The organism is Actinacidiphila acidipaludis, assembly GCF_019890725.1.
In the GTDB taxonomy this organism is placed as follows: Bacteria; Actinomycetota; Actinomycetes; order Streptomycetales; family Streptomycetaceae; genus Actinacidiphila; species Actinacidiphila acidipaludis.
The window spans coordinates 37,759-57,381 of record NZ_JAINZZ010000050.1; the positions used below are offsets into that span (position 1 = coordinate 37,759).

General features: G+C 72.7%; 12 protein-coding genes. 4 read left to right on the forward strand and 8 right to left on the reverse strand.

Translation table 11 applies throughout. The features are described from left to right. Positions 1–50 precede the first annotated feature (50 nt). The gene (locus K7862_RS28535; protein ID WP_222967520.1) at positions 51–1,256 is read right to left on the reverse strand and encodes an acetate kinase; all 1,206 of its coding nucleotides are present in this window, start codon (positions 1,254–1,256) and stop codon (positions 51–53) included. After that, positions 1,253–3,331 (reverse strand): phosphate acetyltransferase, encoded by a 2,079-nt coding sequence (gene pta, locus K7862_RS28540; protein ID WP_222967521.1) that lies wholly within the window; start codon positions 3,329–3,331, stop codon positions 1,253–1,255. Before pta ends, K7862_RS28535 begins: the two co-directional genes overlap by 4 nt. 293 nt (positions 3,332–3,624) lie before the next feature. On the opposite strand from pta, the gene K7862_RS28545 reads away from it, so the two are divergent. Then, positions 3,625–4,623, forward strand: a complete 999-nt coding sequence (locus K7862_RS28545) for a 2-hydroxyacid dehydrogenase (protein WP_222967523.1) — start codon at positions 3,625–3,627, stop codon at positions 4,621–4,623. Between the two features lie 61 nt (positions 4,624–4,684). Beyond that, on the forward strand, positions 4,685–5,710 hold the full coding sequence (locus K7862_RS28550) for an ATP-dependent 6-phosphofructokinase (RefSeq protein ID WP_222967524.1): 1,026 nt from the start codon (positions 4,685–4,687) through the stop codon (positions 5,708–5,710). Positions 5,711–5,827: 117 nt separating this feature from the next. Here the strand turns inward: K7862_RS28550 and K7862_RS28555 are convergent, their stop codons facing one another. Further along, positions 5,828–6,046: a hypothetical protein gene (locus K7862_RS28555; RefSeq protein WP_222967525.1), complete on the reverse strand. Its 219-nt coding sequence runs from the start codon at positions 6,044–6,046 to the stop codon at positions 5,828–5,830. A gap of 227 nt (positions 6,047–6,273) precedes the next feature. Here K7862_RS28555 and K7862_RS28560 point away from each other — a divergent pair, with 227 nt between their 5' ends. Then, positions 6,274–7,539, forward strand: coding sequence for a hypothetical protein (locus K7862_RS28560; RefSeq protein WP_222967526.1), 1,266 nt, complete (start codon positions 6,274–6,276; stop codon positions 7,537–7,539). 59 nt (positions 7,540–7,598) lie between these two features. Here K7862_RS28560 and glgB read toward each other — a convergent pair whose 3' ends face one another. The 4 genes from glgB to K7862_RS28580 form a co-directional block, all read right to left on the reverse strand. Then, positions 7,599–9,785 (reverse strand): 1,4-alpha-glucan branching enzyme, encoded by a 2,187-nt coding sequence (gene glgB / locus K7862_RS28565; RefSeq protein WP_262413968.1) that lies wholly within the window; start codon positions 9,783–9,785, stop codon positions 7,599–7,601. Positions 9,786–10,452: 667 nt separating this feature from the next. Continuing rightward, positions 10,453–11,877 (reverse strand): maltokinase N-terminal cap-like domain-containing protein, encoded by a 1,425-nt coding sequence (locus K7862_RS28570; RefSeq protein WP_222967528.1) that lies wholly within the window; start codon positions 11,875–11,877, stop codon positions 10,453–10,455. A 431-nt stretch (positions 11,878–12,308) separates the two neighbouring features. Then, positions 12,309–14,009 (reverse strand): maltose alpha-D-glucosyltransferase, encoded by a 1,701-nt coding sequence (gene treS, locus K7862_RS28575; RefSeq protein WP_222967529.1) that lies wholly within the window; start codon positions 14,007–14,009, stop codon positions 12,309–12,311. Next, positions 14,006–16,006, reverse strand: coding sequence for an alpha-1,4-glucan--maltose-1-phosphate maltosyltransferase (locus K7862_RS28580; RefSeq protein ID WP_222967531.1), 2,001 nt, complete (start codon positions 16,004–16,006; stop codon positions 14,006–14,008). Before K7862_RS28580 ends, treS begins: the two co-directional genes overlap by 4 nt. A 396-nt stretch (positions 16,007–16,402) precedes the next feature. On the opposite strand from K7862_RS28580, the gene glgP reads away from it, so the two are divergent. After that, positions 16,403–19,018 carry an alpha-glucan family phosphorylase gene (gene glgP, locus K7862_RS28585; protein ID WP_222967533.1) on the forward strand — a complete coding sequence of 872 codons (2,616 nt, stop codon included), beginning with the start codon at positions 16,403–16,405 and terminating at the stop codon, positions 19,016–19,018. Between the two features lie 144 nt (positions 19,019–19,162). Here the strand turns inward: glgP and K7862_RS28590 are convergent, their stop codons facing one another. Further along, on the reverse strand, positions 19,163–19,366 hold the full coding sequence (locus K7862_RS28590) for a cold-shock protein (RefSeq protein WP_222967535.1): 204 nt from the start codon (positions 19,364–19,366) through the stop codon (positions 19,163–19,165). Positions 19,367–19,623 lie beyond the last annotated feature (257 nt).

Here is a 19,623-nt window from a genome sequence, read left to right on the forward strand (position 1 = left end):
TATTCCTGGGGCTCTCGGTGGTCGTGGGGCGGTCAACCGCCTCGCCCTGCTCAGCCCACCTCCTGGGGCGGGTGGAGGGCCAGTGCGTAAGTATCGCGTGCGATGGCGAGCTCCTCGTCGGTGGGGACCACCGCGACCGCGACCCGCGACGACGGCGCCGAGACCAGCCGCGGACCGGACGCCCGCACCGCGTTGCGCACCGAGTCCATCTCGATGCCCAGCGGCTCCAGACCGCGCAGCGCGGCCTCCCGCACCGCCGCCGAGTTCTCCCCGACGCCGGCCGTGAACACCACGGCGTCCACCCGGCCGAGCACCGCCGTGAACGCGCCGACATAGCGGCGCAGCCGGTGCACGTAGACGTCGAAGGCGAGCTGGGCCGCCGCGTCGCCCTCGGCCATCCGGCGGCCGATCTCCCGCATGTCGTTGTCGCCGCACAGCCCCAGCAGCCCGGACCGCTTGTTGAGCAGCCGGTCCACCTCGTCGGTGCTCATCCCGGCCTCCCGCTCCAGGTGCAGCAGCACGCCCGGGTCGACATCGCCGGACCTGGTGCCCATGACCAGTCCCTCCAGCGGGGTCAGTCCCATCGAGGTGTCCACGCAGACGCCGCCGCGCACGGCCGACGCCGAGGCGCCGTTGCCCAGGTGCAGCACGATCACGTTGACCTCGGCGGGGGCGCGGCCGAGCAGTTCGGCGGTCGCCGCCGAGACGAAGGCGTGCGAGGTGCCGTGGAAGCCGTAGCGGCGGATGCCGTACCGGTCGGCGGTCTCCGTGTCGATCGCGTACCGGGCGGCGGCCTCCGGGACGGTGGAGTGGAAGGCGGTGTCGAAGACCGCCACCTGCGGCAGATCGGGGCGCAGTTCACGGGCGACGGTGATGCCGGTGATGTTCGCCGGGTTGTGCAGCGGCGCCAGCGGGACGAGCCGGCGGATCTCCTCGACGACCTCGTCGGTGATCAGCGTGGGCGCGGTGAAGCGGGTGCCGCCGTGCACCACCCGGTGCCCGATCGCGGCCAGGCGGGGGGAGTCCAGGCCGAGCCCGCGGTCCTTCAGCTCGCGCGCCGCCCGGTCGAGGGCGGCCGTGTGGTCGGCGACCCCGCCCTCCTCGCCGATCCGCTCCACCAGCCCGGAGGCCAGCCGGCTCTCGTCGGCCATGTCCAGCAGCTGGTACTTCACCGACGAGGAACCGGAGTTGAGCACCAGCACCCGGGTCGCGTCCGCCGCCGGCCTCGCCGCGCCCGTCGTCGCCCTGCCGTTCACGCGTCCCCCTGTGCCTGGATCGCGGTGATCGCGACCGTGTTGACGATGTCCTGGACCAGCGCGCCCCGCGACAGGTCGTTGACCGGTTTGCGCAGACCCTGCAGGACCGGGCCGACGGCGACCGCGCCCGCCGAACGCTGCACCGCCTTGTAGGTGTTGTTGCCGGTGTTGAGGTCCGGGAAGATCAGCACCGTCGCCTGCCCGGCGACCGCCGAGCCGGGCAGCTTGGTCGCGGCCACCACCGGGGAGACCGCCGCGTCGTACTGGATCGGGCCCTCGACCAGCAGGTCGGGGCGCCGCTCCCGGACCAGCTCGGTGGCCGTGCGCACCTTGTCCACGTCGGCGCCGCTGCCCGAGGTGCCGGTGGAGTACGACAGCATCGCCACCCGCGGCTCGACGTCGAAGCGCGCGGCGGTGCTCGCCGCCTGGATCGCGATGTCGGCGAGCTGCTCGGCGTCCGGGTCGGGGTTGACCGCGCAGTCGCCGTACACCAGCACCTTGTCGGCCAGGCACATGAAGAACACCGAGGAGACGATGGCCGCGTCCGGGCGGGTCTTGATGACCTCGAACGCCGGGCGGATGGTGGCGGCCGTGGAGTGCACCGCGCCGGAGACCATGCCGTCGGCCAGGCCCTCCTGCACCATCAGCGTCCCGAAGTACGAGACGTCGGCGACCACGTCGTAGGCCAGCTCGTAGGTGACGCCCTTGTGCGCGCGCAGCTCGGCGTACAGGGTCGCGAAGCGCTCCCGCAGCGGCGAGGTCGTCGGGTCCACGACGGCCAGGTCGGGGGAGTCCAGCGCGATGCCCAGGTCACCGGCCTTCTTGCGGACGGCGTCCTCCTCGCCGAGCAGCGTCAGGGCGCACACCCCGCGGCGCAGCAGCACCTCCGCCGCCCGCAGGATCCGCTCCTCGGCGCCCTCCGGGAGCACGATCCGGCGCCGGTCCGCGCGCGCCCGCTCCAGCAGGGCGTGCTCGAACATCATCGGGGTGACCCGCTCGGAGCGGGCCACCGAGAGCCGCTCGGTCAGCTCGGCGGTGTCCACGTGCGTCTCGAACAGGCCGAGCGCCGCCTCCGCCTTGCGCGGGGTGCCCGCGCCCAGCTTGCCGTCCAGGCCGAACAGTTCGGCGGCCGTCGGGAACGAGCCGGTGGGCACCGCCAGCACCGGGGTGCCCGGCGCCAGCCGGTTGGCCAGCGCGATGATGTGCGGCGGCGGCTTCTCGTCGAGCGTCAGCAGCACGCCCGCGATCGGCGGCGACCCCGCGGAGTGCGCGGCCAGCGCCCCGACGATCAGGTCGGCGCGGTCCCCCGGGGTCACCACCACGCAGCCCGGGGTCAGCCTGGGCAGGAAGTTCGGCAGCATCGCCCCGCCGAAGACGAAGTCCACCGCGTCCCGGGACAGGCCCGCGTCGTCGCCCAGCAGCACCTGGGCGCCGAGCGTCTCCACGATCTGCCGCACGGTCGGCGCCGCCAGGGCAGCGTCGTCGGGCAGCACGTACACCGGCACCTGCACGGTCGCCCGCAGCTGCGCCGCCGCGTCCGCGGCCACCTCCGGGTCGACCCGGTTGGCGACCATCGCGATCACGTCGCAGCCGAGGTTGGTGTACGCGTGCAGGGCGTTGCGGACCTCGGCCACGACCGCGTCCGCGCTCTGGTGCCGGGCGCCGATCACCGGCAGCACCGAGGCGCCGCACTCGTTGGCGAGCCGGGCGTTGACGCCCAGCTCGGCCGGCAGGTTCGTCTCGGCGAAGTCCGAACCCAGGATGAGGACCGTGCCGTACTCCTCGGCCACCCGCAGATAGCCCTCCACCAGGCGTGCGGTCAGCGCGCCCTGCCCCTCCTCGGCCTGCAGGGCGGCGGCCTCCTCGTAGCCCATGCCGAAGACCGTCGCCGCGTCCTGGGTCAGCCGGTAGCGGCTGCGCAGCAGCTCGAAGATGCGGTCCGGGGCGTCGTGCACCAGCGGACGGTAGATCCCGACCCGGTCCACCTGCCGGGTGAGCAGCTCCATCACCCCCAGCTCCACGACCTGACGGCCGTCACCCCGGCCGACCCCCGTCACGTAGACGCTGCGCGTCACCCCTGCACTCCTGTTCTCTGCGCACGTTCTCCTGTGGCACCCGGCGTTCGGCACCGTTACCCGGCGCCCGGTGTTCGGGACAGTTACCCTGCGCCTCTTCCGCCCGGCGCCGCCTGTACCCCCGGGTACCCACGCACCCCCGACGCTAGCGCCCCTGTCCGGGCGGCGCCCGCCGAGGTCGCCCCGGGCCGTGCGACCGGCTTCGGGGCACCGGGTGCGCGCTGCCGGGGATGACCCCACAGTGCACGTAGGGTGAAGCAAGCGGACGCAAAGCGGGCAAGGAGGGCGATGCGGTGGAAATCCTCGCGACCGGTGTGCAGCGCGACGAGCGGCCCCTGCTGGAGAGCGCCTTCGCGCCCCGCCACGACGTCCGCTGCCTGGAGACGACCCTGACCGCCGACACCCTGCCGCTGGCCATGGGGTACGAGGCGGTCTCCACCAGCGTCAACGCCGTCCTGGACGCCCCCGTCCTGGAGGGGCTGGTACGCGGCGGCACCCGGCTGCTCACCCAGCGGTCCACCGGCTACAACAACATCGACCTGGACCACGCCGAGCGGCTCGGCCTCACCGTCGCGCGGGTGGCCGAGTACTCCCCGTACGCGGTCGCCGAGTTCGCCTGGACCCTCGCCTGCGCACTGAACCGGCGGATCGTACGGGCGGCCATGCGCACCCGCGACTTCGACTTCCGGCTCGACGGCCTGCTCGGCCGGGACTTCCACGGCCGCACCGCCGGGATCATCGGCACCGGCCGGATCGGCACCGCCGTGGCCGCCATCGCCGGCGGCTACGGCATGCGGCTGCTGGGCTGGGACATCGCGGTGAACCCGGAGTGCAGTGAGCTGGGCATGGAGTACGTCGAGCTGGACAGGCTGTGCCGGGAGGCCGACGTGATCAGCCTGCACGTGCCGCTGATGCCCTCTACGCACCATCTGATCAGCGCCCGCAGGCTGGCGGAGATGAAGGACGACGTGCTGCTGGTCAACACCAGCCGCGGCGCCCTCGTCGACTCCGGCGCCCTGGTCGACGCCCTCAAGGAGGGCCGGCTGGGCGGCGTGGGCCTGGACGTGTACGAGGAGGAGGCCGGGGTCTTCTTCTACGACAAGTCGCTGGAGGTGATGACCGACGACGTGCTCGCCCGTCTGATGACCTTCACCAACGTGCTGGTCACCTCGCACCAGGCGTACTTCACCGTGGACGCGGTCGAACAGATCGTCGCGGCCACCGTCCGCAATGTGGACGACTATCTCGCTGGGCGGATCACCGAGTGCACGCTGGTGCCGAAGTCGCCCTGAGCGGCCCGGTCCTTCCGGGGGGCCGCCCGCCCCGTACCTTCCTGTCTGGAGACACCGCCCCATGCGTATCGGAGTCCTCACCGCCGGCGGCGACTGCCCCGGCCTCAACGCCGTCATCCGGTCCGTCGTGCACCGCGCGCTCACCGGCCACGGCGACGAGGTCATCGGTTTCGAGGACGGCTTCGTCGGCCTGCTCGAAGGCCGCTTCCGGCCGCTGGACCTCAACTCCGTCAGCGGCATCCTGGCCCGCGGCGGCACCGTGCTGGGCTCGGCCCGGCTGGAGCGCGCCCGGCTGCGCGAAGCCGCCGACAACGCCCAGGACCTGTCCGCGCAGTACGGCCTCGACGTGCTCATCCCGATCGGCGGCGAGGGCACGCTGACCGCCGCGCGGATGCTCTCCGACGCCGGGATGCCGGTGGTCGGGGTGCCGAAGACCATCGACAACGACATCAACGGCACCGACCGCACGTTCGGCTTCGACACCGCGGTGACGGTGGCGACCGAGGCCATCGACCGGCTGAAGACCACCGCGGAGTCCCACCAGCGGATCATGGTGGTGGAGGTCATGGGCCGGCACGCGGGCTGGATCGCCCTGGAGGCGGGCATGGCCGGCGGCGCCCACGCGATCTGCGTGCCCGAGCGGCCCTTCGACCCGGACGACCTGATCGGCGTGGTCAAGGAGCGGTTCGCCCGCGGCAAGAAGTTCGCGGTGATCTGCGTGGCCGAGGGCGCCCACCCGGCCAAGGACACGATGGACTACGGGGTCGGCGAGATCGACAAGTACGGCCACGAGCGGTTCGCCGGCATCGGCACCACCCTCGCGCGCGAGCTGGAGGAGCGGATGGGCAAGGAGGCCCGCCCGGTCATCCTCGGCCACGTCCAGCGCGGCGGCGTGCCCACCGCCTACGACCGGGTGCTCGCCACCCGCTTCGGCTGGCACGCGGTGGAGGCCGCCCACAAGGGCGCCTTCGGCCACATGACCGCGCTGCACGGCACCCGCATCGCCATGGTCCCGCTCGCCGACGCGGTCACCCACCTCAAGACCGTCCCCGAGGACCGCATGGAGGAGGCCGAGTCGGTCTTCTGACGGTCCGCGGCGGTCCGACCGCTGCCGTCCGACCGCGGGCACCCGTCCGCGAGCGTCCGGTCGGGTCCGGCTGGGTCAGGCCGTGTCTCCGGCTGTGCCTGGAGGGAGTCCGACCGGTCAGCGCATCGCCGTCCAGAAGCGGTCCACCACACCCGCCAGGAACTCGGGGCCGGCACGGTCGGCAACGCCTGCGCCACCCGCGGCAGGGGGCCGTCCCGGGTCCACCGCGACGCCGTACGCCGTCCGCATCGCGTGCGCGATGTCGTCGTGGCTCAGGCCGAGTTGGGCGCGCAGCCGGCCGATCGCCGACCCGTCGAAGGGCAGAGGTGCGGGCATCCGCCCAGGCTAGGAGCCCTCGGTCGCGGTGCCGCATGGTGCGGACGGCCGAAGCCCGCCCTGGGCGGCCGTACGAATCCACGACAGTCCGGTTACAGGGCCGTGGCACGCCGGGCCACAACCGGGGACCGCCGCAGTGTGTCCAACTGTGCGTATGGGGGGCGGAATCCACCGTCGTCATCGGGCGCGGCCACCAGCCGCGCGACACACGCATCCGGGGGGATACGTTGAACACCACCGCACGCAAGGTCCGTTCGTCCGTCACGGTCTCGGGACTGGCCCTGCTGCTCGCCACCGCGGCGGCCACGCTGGCGCCGGCCGCCTCGGCCGCCTCGGCCGCGCCGGCCGACGCCTCGCAGCCGCCGGCGCTGGCCGTGTCCACCGCGGCGCCGGCCGAGATCGGGCTGGCCGGCCAGCCGGTCGCCTTCACCACGAAGGTCTCCAACACCGGCCGGTTCGACAGCACCGCGACGCGGCTGATCTTCCGGGTGGACGGCGCGGGCGGCCTGGAGCCGAACGCCCTGAGCCTGGAGTACCGGCTCAGCGGGACGGCCTGGCAGAAGGTCCCGCTGACGCTCACGGGTACGCAGTTCGCCGGCGAGATGCCCCAGACGTTCCCGCTCGCGGCCGGGAAGTCCCGCACCGTGCAGCTCCGCATCGGCCTGCCCATGGGCACCCCGCACAACGGCGACAGCAACGGCGGCGCGGAGCGGCTGAAGCTGACCACCATGGTCTCCTACGGCGCGTCCGGTGCGGCGAACGACTCCGACGAGGACACCATCAAGGTCGACGCGCTCGCCGGCGCCCTGTCCCACGTCCCCGCCACCGTGACGGCCGGCGGCCCCGGCGTGACCTTCCAGGCCACGCTGCGCAACCCGACCGCGTCGGCGTACGTGAACGTGACGGACACGCTGGTGACCAACCGGTACGCGAGCGTCCAGGTGCTGCGCTCCGGGAAGTGGACCACGCTCGCGCCGCGCACCACGGCGGCCGAGCCGGACGTGTACGGCTTCGACGTCGTCGGCAAGGACGCCGCCCTGTCCGCGCACGGCAGCACCTCCGTCACGGTCCGACTGAGCTACCGCAAGGACGCGCCCACCGGGAAGACCACCGTGAACCCGTGCGTGTTCGTGAACCAGGGAACGATGGCGTTCAGCGGCACCACCTTCTGCACCGCCGGGGCGACCCTCACGGTCAAGGCGGCCGGCGCCGCCACGCCCACGCCGTCTTCCGGCTCGTCGAAGCCGGCCACCCCGAGCCCCTCGGCGAGCGCGTCGGCGTCGGCCGCTCCCTCCGCCTCGGTGACGTCCTCCCCGAGCGTCACCACTGGCACCACTGGCACCGCGGGGACGACCGGCGGCACGGGGCAGCTCGCGCACACCGGCAGCAACGGGATGCCGGTGGTCGCCACCGCCGCCGGCGCCCTGGTGGTGGCCGGAGGGGGCGGCCTCGGGTTCGTCGCGCTGCGGCGCCGCCGCCGCGCCCAGGGCTGAAACCGCCGGTGGTCCCGCCGCATCGCCGCGGCGGGACCACCCGGGAATTGCGGGGCCGGTCAGGAGACCGGCCGCAGCCACACCGTCGCCAGCGGCGGCAGCGTCAGCCCGATGCTGTGCCGGCGGCCGTGCCACGGCACCGGCTCGGTCTTGACCGGGCCGTCGACCAGGACGCCGCTGCCGCCGAACCGCTCGTCGTCGGTGTTGAGCACCGGCGTCCACACCGTGTGCGCCAGCTTCTCCGGGACACCCAGCCGGTAGTCCTGCCGCACGACCGGCGCGAAGTGACTGACGCACAGCAGCGGCCGGCCGTCGGTGTCGTAGCGGAGGAACGAGAAGGCGTTGTCCTCCGCCGCGCCGCCGTCGACCCACTCGAAGCCCGCCGGGTCGGCGTCCCGCTGCCACAGCGCGGGCGTCCGGGTGTACACGGTGTTCAGCTCGCGGACCAGGTCCCGCACCCCGCGGTGGTCGCCCGCCGCGGAGTAGTCCGGGTCGACCAGCCACCAGTCCGGGCCGCGCTCGTGCGACCATTCGCCGCCCTGGGCGAACTCCTGTCCCATGAACAGCAGTTGCTTGCCCGGGTGGGCCCACATGAAGCCCAGGTAGGCGCGGTGGTCGGCCCGCTGCTGCCACCAGTCGCCGGGCATCTTGGCGACCAGCGCCTGCTTGCCGTGCACCACCTCGTCGTGCGAGATCGGCAGCACGTAGTTCTCGCTGTACGCGTACACCATCGAGAACGTCATCTCGTTGTGGTGGTACTTGCGGTGCACCGGCTCGTGGGACACGTAGCCCAGCGAGTCGTGCATCCAGCCCATGTTCCACTTCAGGCCGAATCCGAGGCCGCCGAAGCCGGTGTGGCCCACGTTGTGGGTGGCGCGCGTGACGCCGTCCCACGCGGTGGACTCCTCGGCGATCGTCACCACGCCCGGGCAGCGGCGGTACACCGTGGCGTTCATCTCCTGCAGGAACGCCACCGCGTCCAGGTTCTCCCGGCCGCCGTACGCGTTGGGCAGCCAGTCGCCGCCCTCCCGTGAGTAGTCGAGGTAGAGCATCGAGGCCACCGCGTCGACCCGCAGGCCGTCGATGTGGAACTCCTCGCACCAGTACACGGCGTTGGCGACCAGGAAGTTGCGGACCTCGGTGCGGCCGAAGTCGAACTCCAGGGTGCCCCAGTCCGGGTGCTCGGCGCGGCGGGGGTCGGCGGGCTCGTAGAGCGGTTCGCCGTCGAACCGGGCCAGCGCCCAGTCGTCCTTCGGGAAGTGCGCCGGGACCCAGTCCATGATCACGCCGATGCCGGCCCGGTGCAGCGCGTCCACCAGGAACCGGAAGTCGTCGGGCGAGCCGAGCCCCGGCATCGGCGCGTAGTACGAGGTGACCTGGTAGCCCCAGGACCCGCTGAACGGATGCGCGGCCACCGGCATCAGCTCCACGTGCGTGAAGCCGAGGTCGCGCACGTACTGCGGGAGCTGCTCGGCCAGGCCGCGGTAGCCCAGGCCCGGGCGCCACGATGGCAGGTGCACCTCGTACACCGAGAACGGCGCCCGGTGGACCGGCACATCGCCGCGGTGCGCCATCCACTCCTCGTCGCTCCAGGCGTACTCCGACTCGGTGACGATCGAGGCGGTGTTCGGCGGCACCTCGGCCGCCCGCGCCATCGGGTCCGCCTTGAGCCCGCGCGAGCCGTCGCGCCGCGTGATCTCGTACTTGTACGCGGTGCCGGGACCCACGCCCGGCAGGAACAGCTCCCACACCCCCGACGAGCCGAGCGAGCGCATCGGGAAGGCGGCGCCGTCCCAGTACGTGAAGTCCGCGGCGAGCCGCACCCCCTGGGCGTTGGGCGCCCACACCGCGAACCGGGTCCCGGCCACGCCGCCGTGCGTCATCGGGCGCGAACCGAGCGCCTTCCACAGCTCCTCGTGGCGGCCCTCCTGGATCAGGTGCAGGTCCAGCTCGCCGAGCGCCGGCAGGAAGCGGTAGGGGTCGTCGACGACCTGCTCGCCGGCGTCGTACGCCACGGCGAGCCGGTACGCCGGGATCTCGGTGAACGGCGCGACCGCGGTGAACAGGCCGTCACCCTCGGGGGTGAGCTCGACGCGGTCGCCGTCGCCCACGAGGACGGCGACGGACCGTGCGTACGGGCGCAGGACGCGGAACCGTACGCCGCCGTGCTCCTGGTGGGCGCCGAGCACGGAGTGCGGGTCGTGGTGGGCGCCGTTGAGCAGGCGCCACCGCTCGCCCTCGTCCAGCGACCGGGATGCGGCCGCCTTCTTCGCGTCCGCCCGTCCGGCCGTGGCACCGCTCTTGGCCGCCCGGGGTTCGCCGCCGGACGCCGTCGCAGGCCTTGACGTGCGGGCCGGACCCGCTGCCGGTTCCTGGGTGCTGCTGGTGGCCGTCGTCGGTACGGGGCCTTTGCCCGAGGCCGCGCGGTGTGGGGTCGACGCGTCGTAGCCGCGGGCGGCGGCCTCAGGGGTGGCGCCCTTCGGCGCCCGGCCGTTCGGGGTCTCTTCACTGCGCGGGCTCACGGTCGGCCTCTCCTAGAGGGTGCGGGGTCACCATGCGGTGTGCGGGTCGCCATGCGGTGTGCGGGTCGCCCTGTACGGGCTGCGGTTCGCTCTGTGCGGGGTACGGCTCGCCCTGAACGGGCTGCGGTTCGTCCTGTTCGGGCGAAGGGCAACCATGAGGGGCGCGGGGTCCCCCAGGCTTCGCCCGGGAGGTGCCCCCAGCGCGAGCAACCGGCCACCGGCCGGTGGCCAGGAGCGCACCGAACTGCCCCTTCGGGGCGGTTGGCGGAGTGCGGCGCCGCCGTGGCCGGTCGCGCAGTTCCCCGCGCCCCTGATGGGGCTGGGGTTGCCCGGGACGGGTTGGGAAGGGGGACGGGGCTGAGGTTGTGGCCCCCGGAACGGTTCCGGGGGGTCACGTCGTCGCCAGACGCGCCAGCGCCGCCAGCGGAATCGGCAGCCACGCCGGCCGGTGACGCGCCTCGTACCGGGCCTCGTACACCGCTTTGTCCGTCTCGTAGGCCCGTATCAGTACGGGCTGGTCCCGCGGATCGATGCCCGCCACCTCGGCGTAGCCGGAGCAGTAGGCGTCGCGGTGCCGGGAGGCCCACGGCGGGTTGCCGCTGTGGTGGGCGGCGTAGTCGAACGACCTGAGCATGCCCGCCACGTCCTGCACCGGCGGCGCCGGCCTGCGCCGCTCGGCCAGCGGCCGGGCCGGCTCGCCCTCGAAGTCGATCAGCACCCACGCGCCGTCGGCCCGGCGCAGCGCCTGCCCGAGGTGCAGGTCGCCGTGGATGCGCTGGGCCACCACCGCGCTGCCGGCCGCCGCCCCGGCGCCCATCTTGGCCAGGTCGTCGAACGCGGCTCGCAGCGCGCCCGCGTAGGGCCGGACCGCCGGGACCTCGGCCGCGGTCTCGTCCAGCCGCCGTGTCATGCCGGAGGCGATACGTTCCAGCGCGCCGCCGTCCAGCCGCCGTGCGGGCAGTGCCGCGGCGAGCGAGGCGTGCACCTCCGCGGTGGCCCGGCCGAGCGCCGCCGCCTCCGCGCGGAAGTCGCCGTCCTCGGAGACCGAGGCCAGCGCGAGGGCCCAGCCGTCGCTGGATCCCGGCAGGAACCGCTGGAGCACACCGAGGGTGACCGGTTCGCCGCCGGCCGGCCCCTGCGGGTCGTCGGCCTCGAACCAGGCGACCGGTTCGGCCACCCGGGTGGATCCGGCCCGGGCGAGCGCCAGGGAGAGTTCCAGGTCGGGGTTGGTGCCGGGGGAGACCCGGCGGAAGAGCTTGAGGATGTAGGCGTCGCCGTACACCACCGAGGTGTTCGACTGCTCGGCGGTGGACACCCGCGGCACCAGGCCGGGCGGGAACTCCGCGTCGGGCTCGGTGGTGAACCGCAGCCGTCCGGTGCGCCCGGGCACCCGCAGCCGTTCCAGCAGCAGCGCGGCCAGCCGCGGGTCGTGCGGCGCGTCGTAGAGGGTCAGCCCGTCGTAGGGGCCGCCCACCGCCTGTCCGAGGGCCGTGCGGACCAGTGCGGGAGGCAGCAGCGGGTGGGCGCCGAGCAGGAGCTGGTAGCAGTCGGGGGCCCGGCCGGGCTGCTCGACGTCCACCAGTACGTGCAGCAGGCCGAGCGGGCCGAGGCGGCCGCCCGGCGGCACCAGTTCGGTGGCGGCGGCCAGCCGGAACCGCCCGACGGGCAGCCCCTTGCCGGCGAACCACCGCTGCCGGGGCAGCCAGCCGCGCAGCAGCGGGTCGAGCGAGCGCATCAGCCCGGGCGCGGGGTCGCGTCCCGGCGCGGGCGGTGCGGAAGCGGTGGACGGTACACGGGTCCAGGAGCTGTCCGACATGGCGTCCTTTCCCCGGGGAGTCGCGCACCCGGCCGCTACGACGAGGGGCGGGGGCGCCAGCCTCCCGGATGACGGGTTCGGGCTGTCCGGCGACACGGGGAGCCTGCCCCGGCCGGGTGACAGGAAACCGCCGTACGGGCTGCTGCGGGATTACTGCTGGATATGTACGGATACTGCCAAAGGTGCGTCAGGGCCGCACCTCGGGACACGGCTTGGCCATGCGCCCGCGACCCGTGCCGGACAGGCCTGCTCAGGGCGCCTTCGCCGGGTGCCCGTACGGCGGTTCCGGCAGCGGGACGTGCGGGGGCCCGCCCGGGAACCGCGCGCGGACGGTTGTGGGAATCCGCGCGCGGCGGACCCGGCCCGCGGACCGTCCGCCCGCCTCGCCCGAAGGGGCCGGCGGACGATGCGCGGGCCGGCCCCCCCCGACGTCACGACGGGTCGCGCCGCAGCCGGAACCAGTAGAAGCCGTGTCCCGCGAGGGTGAGCAGGTACGGCAGCTGGCCGATCGCCGGGAACCGCACCCCGCCGATCAGCTCCACCGGGTGGCGGCCGCGGAACTGCCGCAGGTCCAGCTCGGTGGGCTGGGCGAACCGCGAGAAGTTGTTCACGCACAGCACCAGGTCGTCGCCGTCCTCGCGGAGGAAGGCCAGCACGGCCGGGTTGCTGGAGGGGAGTTCGGTGAACGAGCCGAGCCCGAAGGCGGGGTTCTGCTTGCGGATCTCGATCATGCGCCGGGTCCAGTGCAGCAGGGAGCTGGGTGAGCTCATCTGCGCCTCGACGTTGGTGACCTGGTAGCCGAAGACCGGGTCCATGATCGTCGGCAGGTACAGCCTCCCCGGGTCGGAGGAGGAGAAGCCGGCGTTGCGGTCGGGCGTCCACTGCATGGGCGTGCGCACACCGTCGCGGTCACCGAGCCAGATGTTGTCGCCCATCCCGATCTCGTCGCCGTAGTACAGCACCGGCGAGCCGGGCAGTGACAGCAGCAGGGCGGTGAACAGCTCGATCTGGTTGCGGTCGTTGTCCAGCAGCGGGGCCAGCCGGCGGCGGATGCCGATGTTGGCCCGCATCCGCGGGTCCTTGGCGTACTCCGCGTACATGTAGTCGCGTTCCTCGTCGGTGACCATTTCGAGGGTCAGCTCGTCGTGGTTCCGCAGGAAGATGCCCCACTGGCAGCCGGACGGGATCGCCGGGGTCTTGGCCAGCACTTCGGAGACCGGGTAGCGGGACTCGCGGCGGACCGCCATGAAGATGCGCGGCATCACCGGGAAGTGGAACGCCATGTGGCACTCGTCGCCGCCCTTGGAGAAGTCGCCGAAGTAGTCGACGACGTCCTCCGGCCACTGGTTGGCCTCGGCGAGCAGCACGGTGTCCGGGTAGTGCGCGTCGATCTCCTCCCGCACCCGCCTGAGGAACTGGTGGGTGCGCGGCAGGTTCTCGCAGTTGGTGCCCTCCTCCTGGTAGAGGTACGGCACGGCGTCCAGGCGGAACCCGTCGATGCCCAGGTCCAGCCAGAACCGCAGGGCGGCGAGGATCTCCTCCTGCACCTGCGGGTTCTCGTAGTTCAGGTCCGGCTGGTGGGAGAAGAACCGGTGCCAGTAGTACTGCTTGCGCACCGGGTCGAAGGTCCAGTTCGACGTCTCGGTGTCGACGAAGATGATCCGGGCGCCGTCGAACTGCTTGTCGTCGTCGGCCCAGGTGTAGTAGTCGCCGTACGGGCCGTCCGGGTCGGAGCGGGAGGCCTGGAACCACGGGTGCTGGTCGCTGGTGTGGTTCATGACGAAGTCGATGATGACGCGCATGCCGCGCTGGTGGGCGGCGTCCACGAACTCCACGAAGTCCGCGAGGTCGCCGAACTCCGGGAGGACCGCGGTGTAGTCGGCCACGTCGTAGCCGCCGTCGCGCAGCGGTGAGGCGAAGAACGGCGGCAGCCAGATGCAGTCGATGCCCAGCCACTGCAGATAGTCGAGTTTGGCGGTGATTCCCTTCAGGTCGCCGACGCCGTCGCCGTTGCTGTCCTGGAAGGAACGGACGAGGACTTCGTAGAACACCGCCCGTTTGAACCAGTCGGGATCACGGTCCTTGGCAGGGGTGTCCTCGAAGGTGTCAGGGACGGGTTCGTTGACGATCAACTGAGTGACCCTCCGATCGATGGAGACGGTCGCAGGGACAGGATGTGCGCGGGCGCACGGCCCGGCTCGAGACGCACGTAGTTGTCCCTGCCCCAGTGGTAGGTGTCGCCGGTGAGCTCGTCGCGCACCGGGAACGACTCGGTCCAGGAGAGGCCGAGTTCCGGCATGTTCAACGACACGGTCGCCTCCTGGGTGTGGAACGGGTCCAGGTTGACGACCACCAGTACGACGTCGTCGCCGCGCCGTTTGGAGAACGCGAGCAACGCGCCGTTGTCCACGGGATGGAAGGTGATGTCCCGCAACTGCTGCAGCGCCGGGTGACGGCGGCGCAGCCGGTTCAGGGTCGTGATCAGCGGGGCCAGCGAGCGTCCCTCGGCCTCCGCGGCGGCCCAGTCCCGCGGCCGCAGTTCGTACTTCTCGGAGTCGAGGTACTCCTCGCTGCCCGGGTGCGCCGCGGTGCCCTCGCAGAGCTCGTACCCCGCGTAGACGCCCCAGCTGGGGGAGAGCGTGGCGGCGAGCACGGCCCGGGTCTCGAACGCCGGGCGGCCGCCGTGCTGAAGGTAGGCATGCAGGATGTCGGGGGTGTTGACGAAGAAGTTCGGGCGCATCCAGCCTGCCGTCCGCCCGCTCAACTCCTGCATGTAGTCGGTCAGTTCCGCTTTGTCATTACGCCAGGTGAAGTAGGTGTAGGACTGCTGGAAACCGATCTGGGCCAGCAGGCTCATCATGGCCGGCCGGGTGAACGCCTCGGCCAGGAAGATCACGTCCGGATCGGTCCGGTTGATGTCGGCGATGACCTTCTCCCAGAAGACCACCGGCTTGGTGTGCGGGTTGTCGACCCGGAAGATCCGCACGCCGTGCGCCATCCAGTGCCGCAGCACCCGCAGCGTCTCGCGGACGATGCCGTTGAAGTCCTGGTCGAAGGCGATCGGGTAGATGTCCTGGTACTTCTTCGGCGGGTTCTCCGCGTACGCGATCGTGCCGTCGGCGCGGTGCGCGAACCACTCCGGGTGCTTGGCCACCCAGGGGTGGTCGGGCGAGCACTGCAGCGCGAAGTCCAGCGCCACCTCCAGGCGCAGCTCGCGGGCCCGCGCCACGAAGTGGTCGAAGTCCTCCAGGGTGCCCAGGTCCGGGTGGATCGCGTCGTGCCCGCCCTCCGGCGAGCCGATCGCCCACGGCGAGCCCACGTCCCCGGGCTGCGCCTCCAGGCTGTTGTTCCGGCCCTTGCGGAACGCCGTGCCGATCGGGTGGACCGGCGGCAGGTAGACCACGTCGAAGCCCATCGCGGCCACCGCGGGCAGCCGTTCGGCCGCCGTGCGGAAGGTGCCCGAGCGCGTCCTGCGGCTGCCCGGCTTCTTCCCCTGCTCCACCACCGCGCCCTCGGACCGCGGGAACATCTCGTACCAGGACCCGAACAGCGCCCGCTCCCGCTCCACCTGCAGCGGCATCGGGCGTGAGGCGCTGACCAGCTCGCGCAGCGGATACCGGTCGAGCACGTCCACCACCTCGGCGGCCAGCGCCGCCGCGTGCCGGGCCGCCGGGGTCCGGCGGGCGTCGCGCAAGGCGTCCACGGCGGCCAGCACCGCCGGCCGCCCGTCGCCCTTGGGCACCCCGGCCGCGGCCCGTTCGTACAGCAGCGCGCCCTCGGCGAGCACCAGCTCGGTGTCGATCCCGGCCGGGATCTTGATGCCCGCGGTGTGCCGCCAGGTGGCCACCGGGTCCGACCAGGCCTCCACCGTGTAGGTCCAGCGGCCCTCCGCGGTGGGCGTCACCCGGGCGCCCCAGCGGTCGCTGCCGGGACTCAGCTCGCTCATCGGCGTCCAGGGCCCGGACCGCCCCGCGGCGTCGCGCAGCACCACGTTGGCGGCCACCGCGTCGTGCCCCTCCCGGAACACGGTGGCCGTCACCTCGAAGGTCTCACCGACGACCGCTTTGGCCGGCCTGCGGCCGCAGTCCACGGCTGGACGGACATCGACGACGGGAATACGACCGATCATTTCCTCACCTGGCAGCTCGGTGTACCGGACATCGGGGTGGGCGGGGTGCACGGGGCGCGCATCGGCGGTGCCATCGCCGTCGACGACCGGCGACACGGGCTCACGCTCTTTTTAACTGTTCCTGGCGGTGCCGGCCTGCCCGCGCGTCCCCCCGGGAACGCGTTCACCCGGGTGGCGCCCTGTGCGGGACCGGACACGACGGAGCCTGCCCAGCCATCCCCGGGTGAACGCACGACCTGACGGCGTTTCGGGAGCGTGGCCGGAATTGCGGCCTCCGCGCCCGCGCCCCACCGAGGGGGAACGCTCGCCTCCGTGAGCCGCCGTTCGGGCGTTTGAACCTCCGGTTTGAGGACAGGGCTTCGCGGGCCCGCCGCCATCGGAGCTACGGTCGAGAGTGTGAAGGCAATCCGTCGATTCACCGTGCGCACCGTCCTGCCGGAACCTCTGCGCCCGCTGGGGGAACTGGCTCAGAACCTCCGCTGGTCCTGGCACCAGGAGACCAGAGAGCTGTTCCGCTACGTCGACCCCGAAGGGTGGCGGGCCGCCCAGGGCGATCCGGTCCGGCTGCTCGGCACCGTCTCGAAGGACCGGCTCACCGCCCTGGCCGCGGACCGCCGCTTCCTGCGCCGGCTCGCCGCCGCCGCGGAGGACCTGGCCGATTATCTGTCCGTCCCCGGCGCCCGCTGGTACCAGGAGCAGAGCGACCTGCCGGCCGCCATCGCCTACTTCTCACCCGAGTTCGGCATCACCTCCGCCCTGCCCCAGTACAGCGGCGGCCTCGGCATCCTGGCCGGGGACCACCTCAAGGCGGCCAGCGACCTCGGCGTCCCGCTGATCGGCGTCGGGCTGCTGTACCGCCACGGATACTTCCGCCAGACCCTGTCCCGCGAGGGCTGGCAGCAGGAGCAGTACCCCGTCCTCGACCCCAACTCGCTGCCCGTCACCCCGCTGCGGGACGCCGAAGGCGCCCCCGCCCAGGTCACCCTGCAGCTGACCGGCGGCCGCGCGCTGCACGCCCGGATCTGGAAGGCCCAGGTCGGGCGGGTGCCGCTGCTGCTCCTCGACTCCGACGTCGAGGGCAACCAGGCCGCCGAACGGGACGTCACCGACCGTCTGTACGGCGGCGGCAGCGAGCACCGGCTGCTCCAGGAGATGCTGCTGGGCATCGGCGGCGTCCGCGCGGTCCGTGCCTACTGCCGGATCACCGGCCACCCCGAGCCCGAGGTCTTCCACACCAACGAGGGCCACGCCGGCTTCCTCGGCCTGGAGCGGATAAGGGAGCTGGCCCTGCACGGGCTGGACTTCGACGCCGCGCTGGAGGCGGTCAGGGCCGGGACCGTGTTCACCACCCACACCCCCGTCCCGGCCGGCATCGACCGCTTCGACCGCGAGCTGGTCGGCCGCCATCTCGGTGACGGCGGGGAACTGCAGGGCGTGGACATCGGCCGCATCCTCGAACTGGGCATGGAGACCCACCGCGGCGGCGACCCCAACCTGTTCAACATGGCGGTCATGGGGCTGCGGCTGGCGCAGCGGGCCAACGGGGTGTCCACCCTGCACGGCGTGGTCAGCCGCGAGATGTTCGCCGGCCTGTGGCCCGGCTTCGACCCGGAGGACGTGCCGATCACGTCCATCACCAACGGCGTCCACGCCCCCACCTGGGTGGCGCCCGAGGTGCAGCGGCTGGCCGCCGCGCAGGTGGGGCCGCAGGCCGCCGAGGACGCCCTGGCCGTCGGCGGCGCCGAACGCTGGGAGGCGTGCGCCGCGATCCCGGACGCCGCGGTCTGGGAGCTGCGCAGGACCCTGCGCGAGCAGCTCGTGGACGACGTCCGCCGCAGGCTGCGCGAGTCCTGGCGGCAGCGCGGCGCCGGCGAGGCCGAACTCGGCTGGACCGACCACGTGCTCGACCCCGACGTCCTCACCGTCGGCTTCGCCCGCCGCGTCCCGTCCTACAAGCGCCTCACGCTGATGCTGAAGGACCCCGACCGGCTGATGGAGCTGCTGCTGCACCCCGAGCGGCCGATCCAGATCGTGGTGGCCGGCAAGGCCCACCCGGCCGACGACGGCGGGAAGCGCCTGGTCCAGGAGCTGGTGCGGTTCACCGACGACCCGCGGGTGCGGCACCGCATCGTCTTCCTGCCCGACTACGACATGCGGATGGCCCGGCTGCTCTATCCGGGGTGCGACGTGTGGCTGAACAACCCGCTGCGCCCGCTGGAGGCGTGCGGCACCTCCGGCATGAAGGCGGCCCTCAACGGCTGCCTCAACCTGTCGGTGCTCGACGGCTGGTGGGACGAGTGGTTCGACGGCGACAACGGCTGGGCGATCCCCACCGCCGACGGTCTGGCCGACGAGGACCGCCGGGACACCCTGGAGGCCGCCGCGCTCTACGACCTGCTGCAGAACCAGGTCGCGCCGCGCTTCTACGACACCGGCGCGCACGGCCTGCCGCACCGCTGGATCGAGATGGTCCGGCACACCCTCGCCACGCTGGGCCCGAAGGTGCTGGCCGGGCGGATGGTCCGCGACTACGTCACGCGCCTGTACGCCCCCGCCGCGCGGTCCCACCGCGCCATACAGGGTCCCGCCGCCGAGGAACTGGCCGCGTGGAAGAAGCGGATGCGGCAGCAGTGGCCGCAGGTCTCGGTCGACCACGTCGAGACGTCGTCCGTCGAGGGCACCCCGGAGCTGGGCTCCACGCTCACGCTGCGGGCCCAGGTGTCGCTGGGCGACCTCGACCCCGCGGACGTCGACGTCCAGTTGCTGTCCGGGCGGGTCGACGCCGCGGACCGGCTCGCCGCGCCCTCGGTGCTGTCCCTCAAGCCCACCGGGCGGCCCGACATCTCCGGCCGCCACAACTACGAGGGGCCGCTGACCCTGGACCGCACGGGCGCGTTCGGCTACACCGTGCGCGTGCTGCCGTCGCACCCGCTGCTGGCCACCCCGGCCGAGCTGGGGCTGCTCGCGGTGCCCGCCGAGGCGCAGGGGATGACGGCCGGCGTGCTGCGTTAGGGCCGGCCCTGGAGCTCGCGTCCGGCCCGTCCTCCGGCGGGGCGGACGCCCACCGCACGGGCACGAGGCCCGCACCGGGAGCGGTGCGGGCCTCGCTGTGTGACGAGACGGGGACCAGGGGGCCGCCTCGGGTGACGGCGCCGGTCAGACGGCGCGGATGTTCTCGGCCTGCGGGCCCTTCTGGCCCTGGGTGACGTCGAACTCGACCTTCTGGCCCTCGAGCAGCTCTCGGTATCCCTGCGCCATGATGTTCGAGTAGTGCGCGAAGACGTCGGAGCCGCCGCCGTCCTGCTCGATGAAGCCGAAGCCCTTTTCCGAGTTGAACCACTTCACGGTCCCGGTTGCCATAATCCATCTCCTACTGGTGGGGCAGTTTCCAGATCCGCACTGTACGGACCCCGGTCGCCGGAGATGATCACCCCACACCGGAGAAAACCGGCAAAAAGCAAAAGTGCCCCGGATCGCGAACAATCGGGCACGGCTGCTTCTCGCTCTATTCCCGGAGCGGCGGCGGACACCGCCCTGACCGGGCGGTGTCCGCTGCTCAGGGCCGTCCGGGTGAGCGGACGGTCACCCGAATGGCGTCAGCTCACGTTGACCGCGCC

What these genes read in the sequence shown, in the direction of transcription:
- K7862_RS28550 (WP_222967524.1), top strand. Translation starts at nt 4,685, where the DNA reads ATGCGTATCGGAGTCCTCACCGCCGGCGGCGACTGCCCCGGCCTCAAC.
- K7862_RS28555 (WP_222967525.1), bottom strand. Translation starts at nt 6,046, where the DNA reads ATGCCCGCACCTCTGCCCTTCGACGGGTCGGCGATCGGCCGGCTGCGC.
- K7862_RS28580 (WP_222967531.1), bottom strand. Translation starts at nt 16,006, where the DNA reads ATGATCGGTCGTATTCCCGTCGTCGATGTCCGTCCAGCCGTGGACTGC.
- K7862_RS28590 (WP_222967535.1), bottom strand. Translation starts at nt 19,366, where the DNA reads ATGGCAACCGGGACCGTGAAGTGGTTCAACTCGGAAAAGGGCTTCGGC.
- K7862_RS28570 (WP_222967528.1), bottom strand. Translation starts at nt 11,877, where the DNA reads ATGTCGGACAGCTCCTGGACCCGTGTACCGTCCACCGCTTCCGCACCG.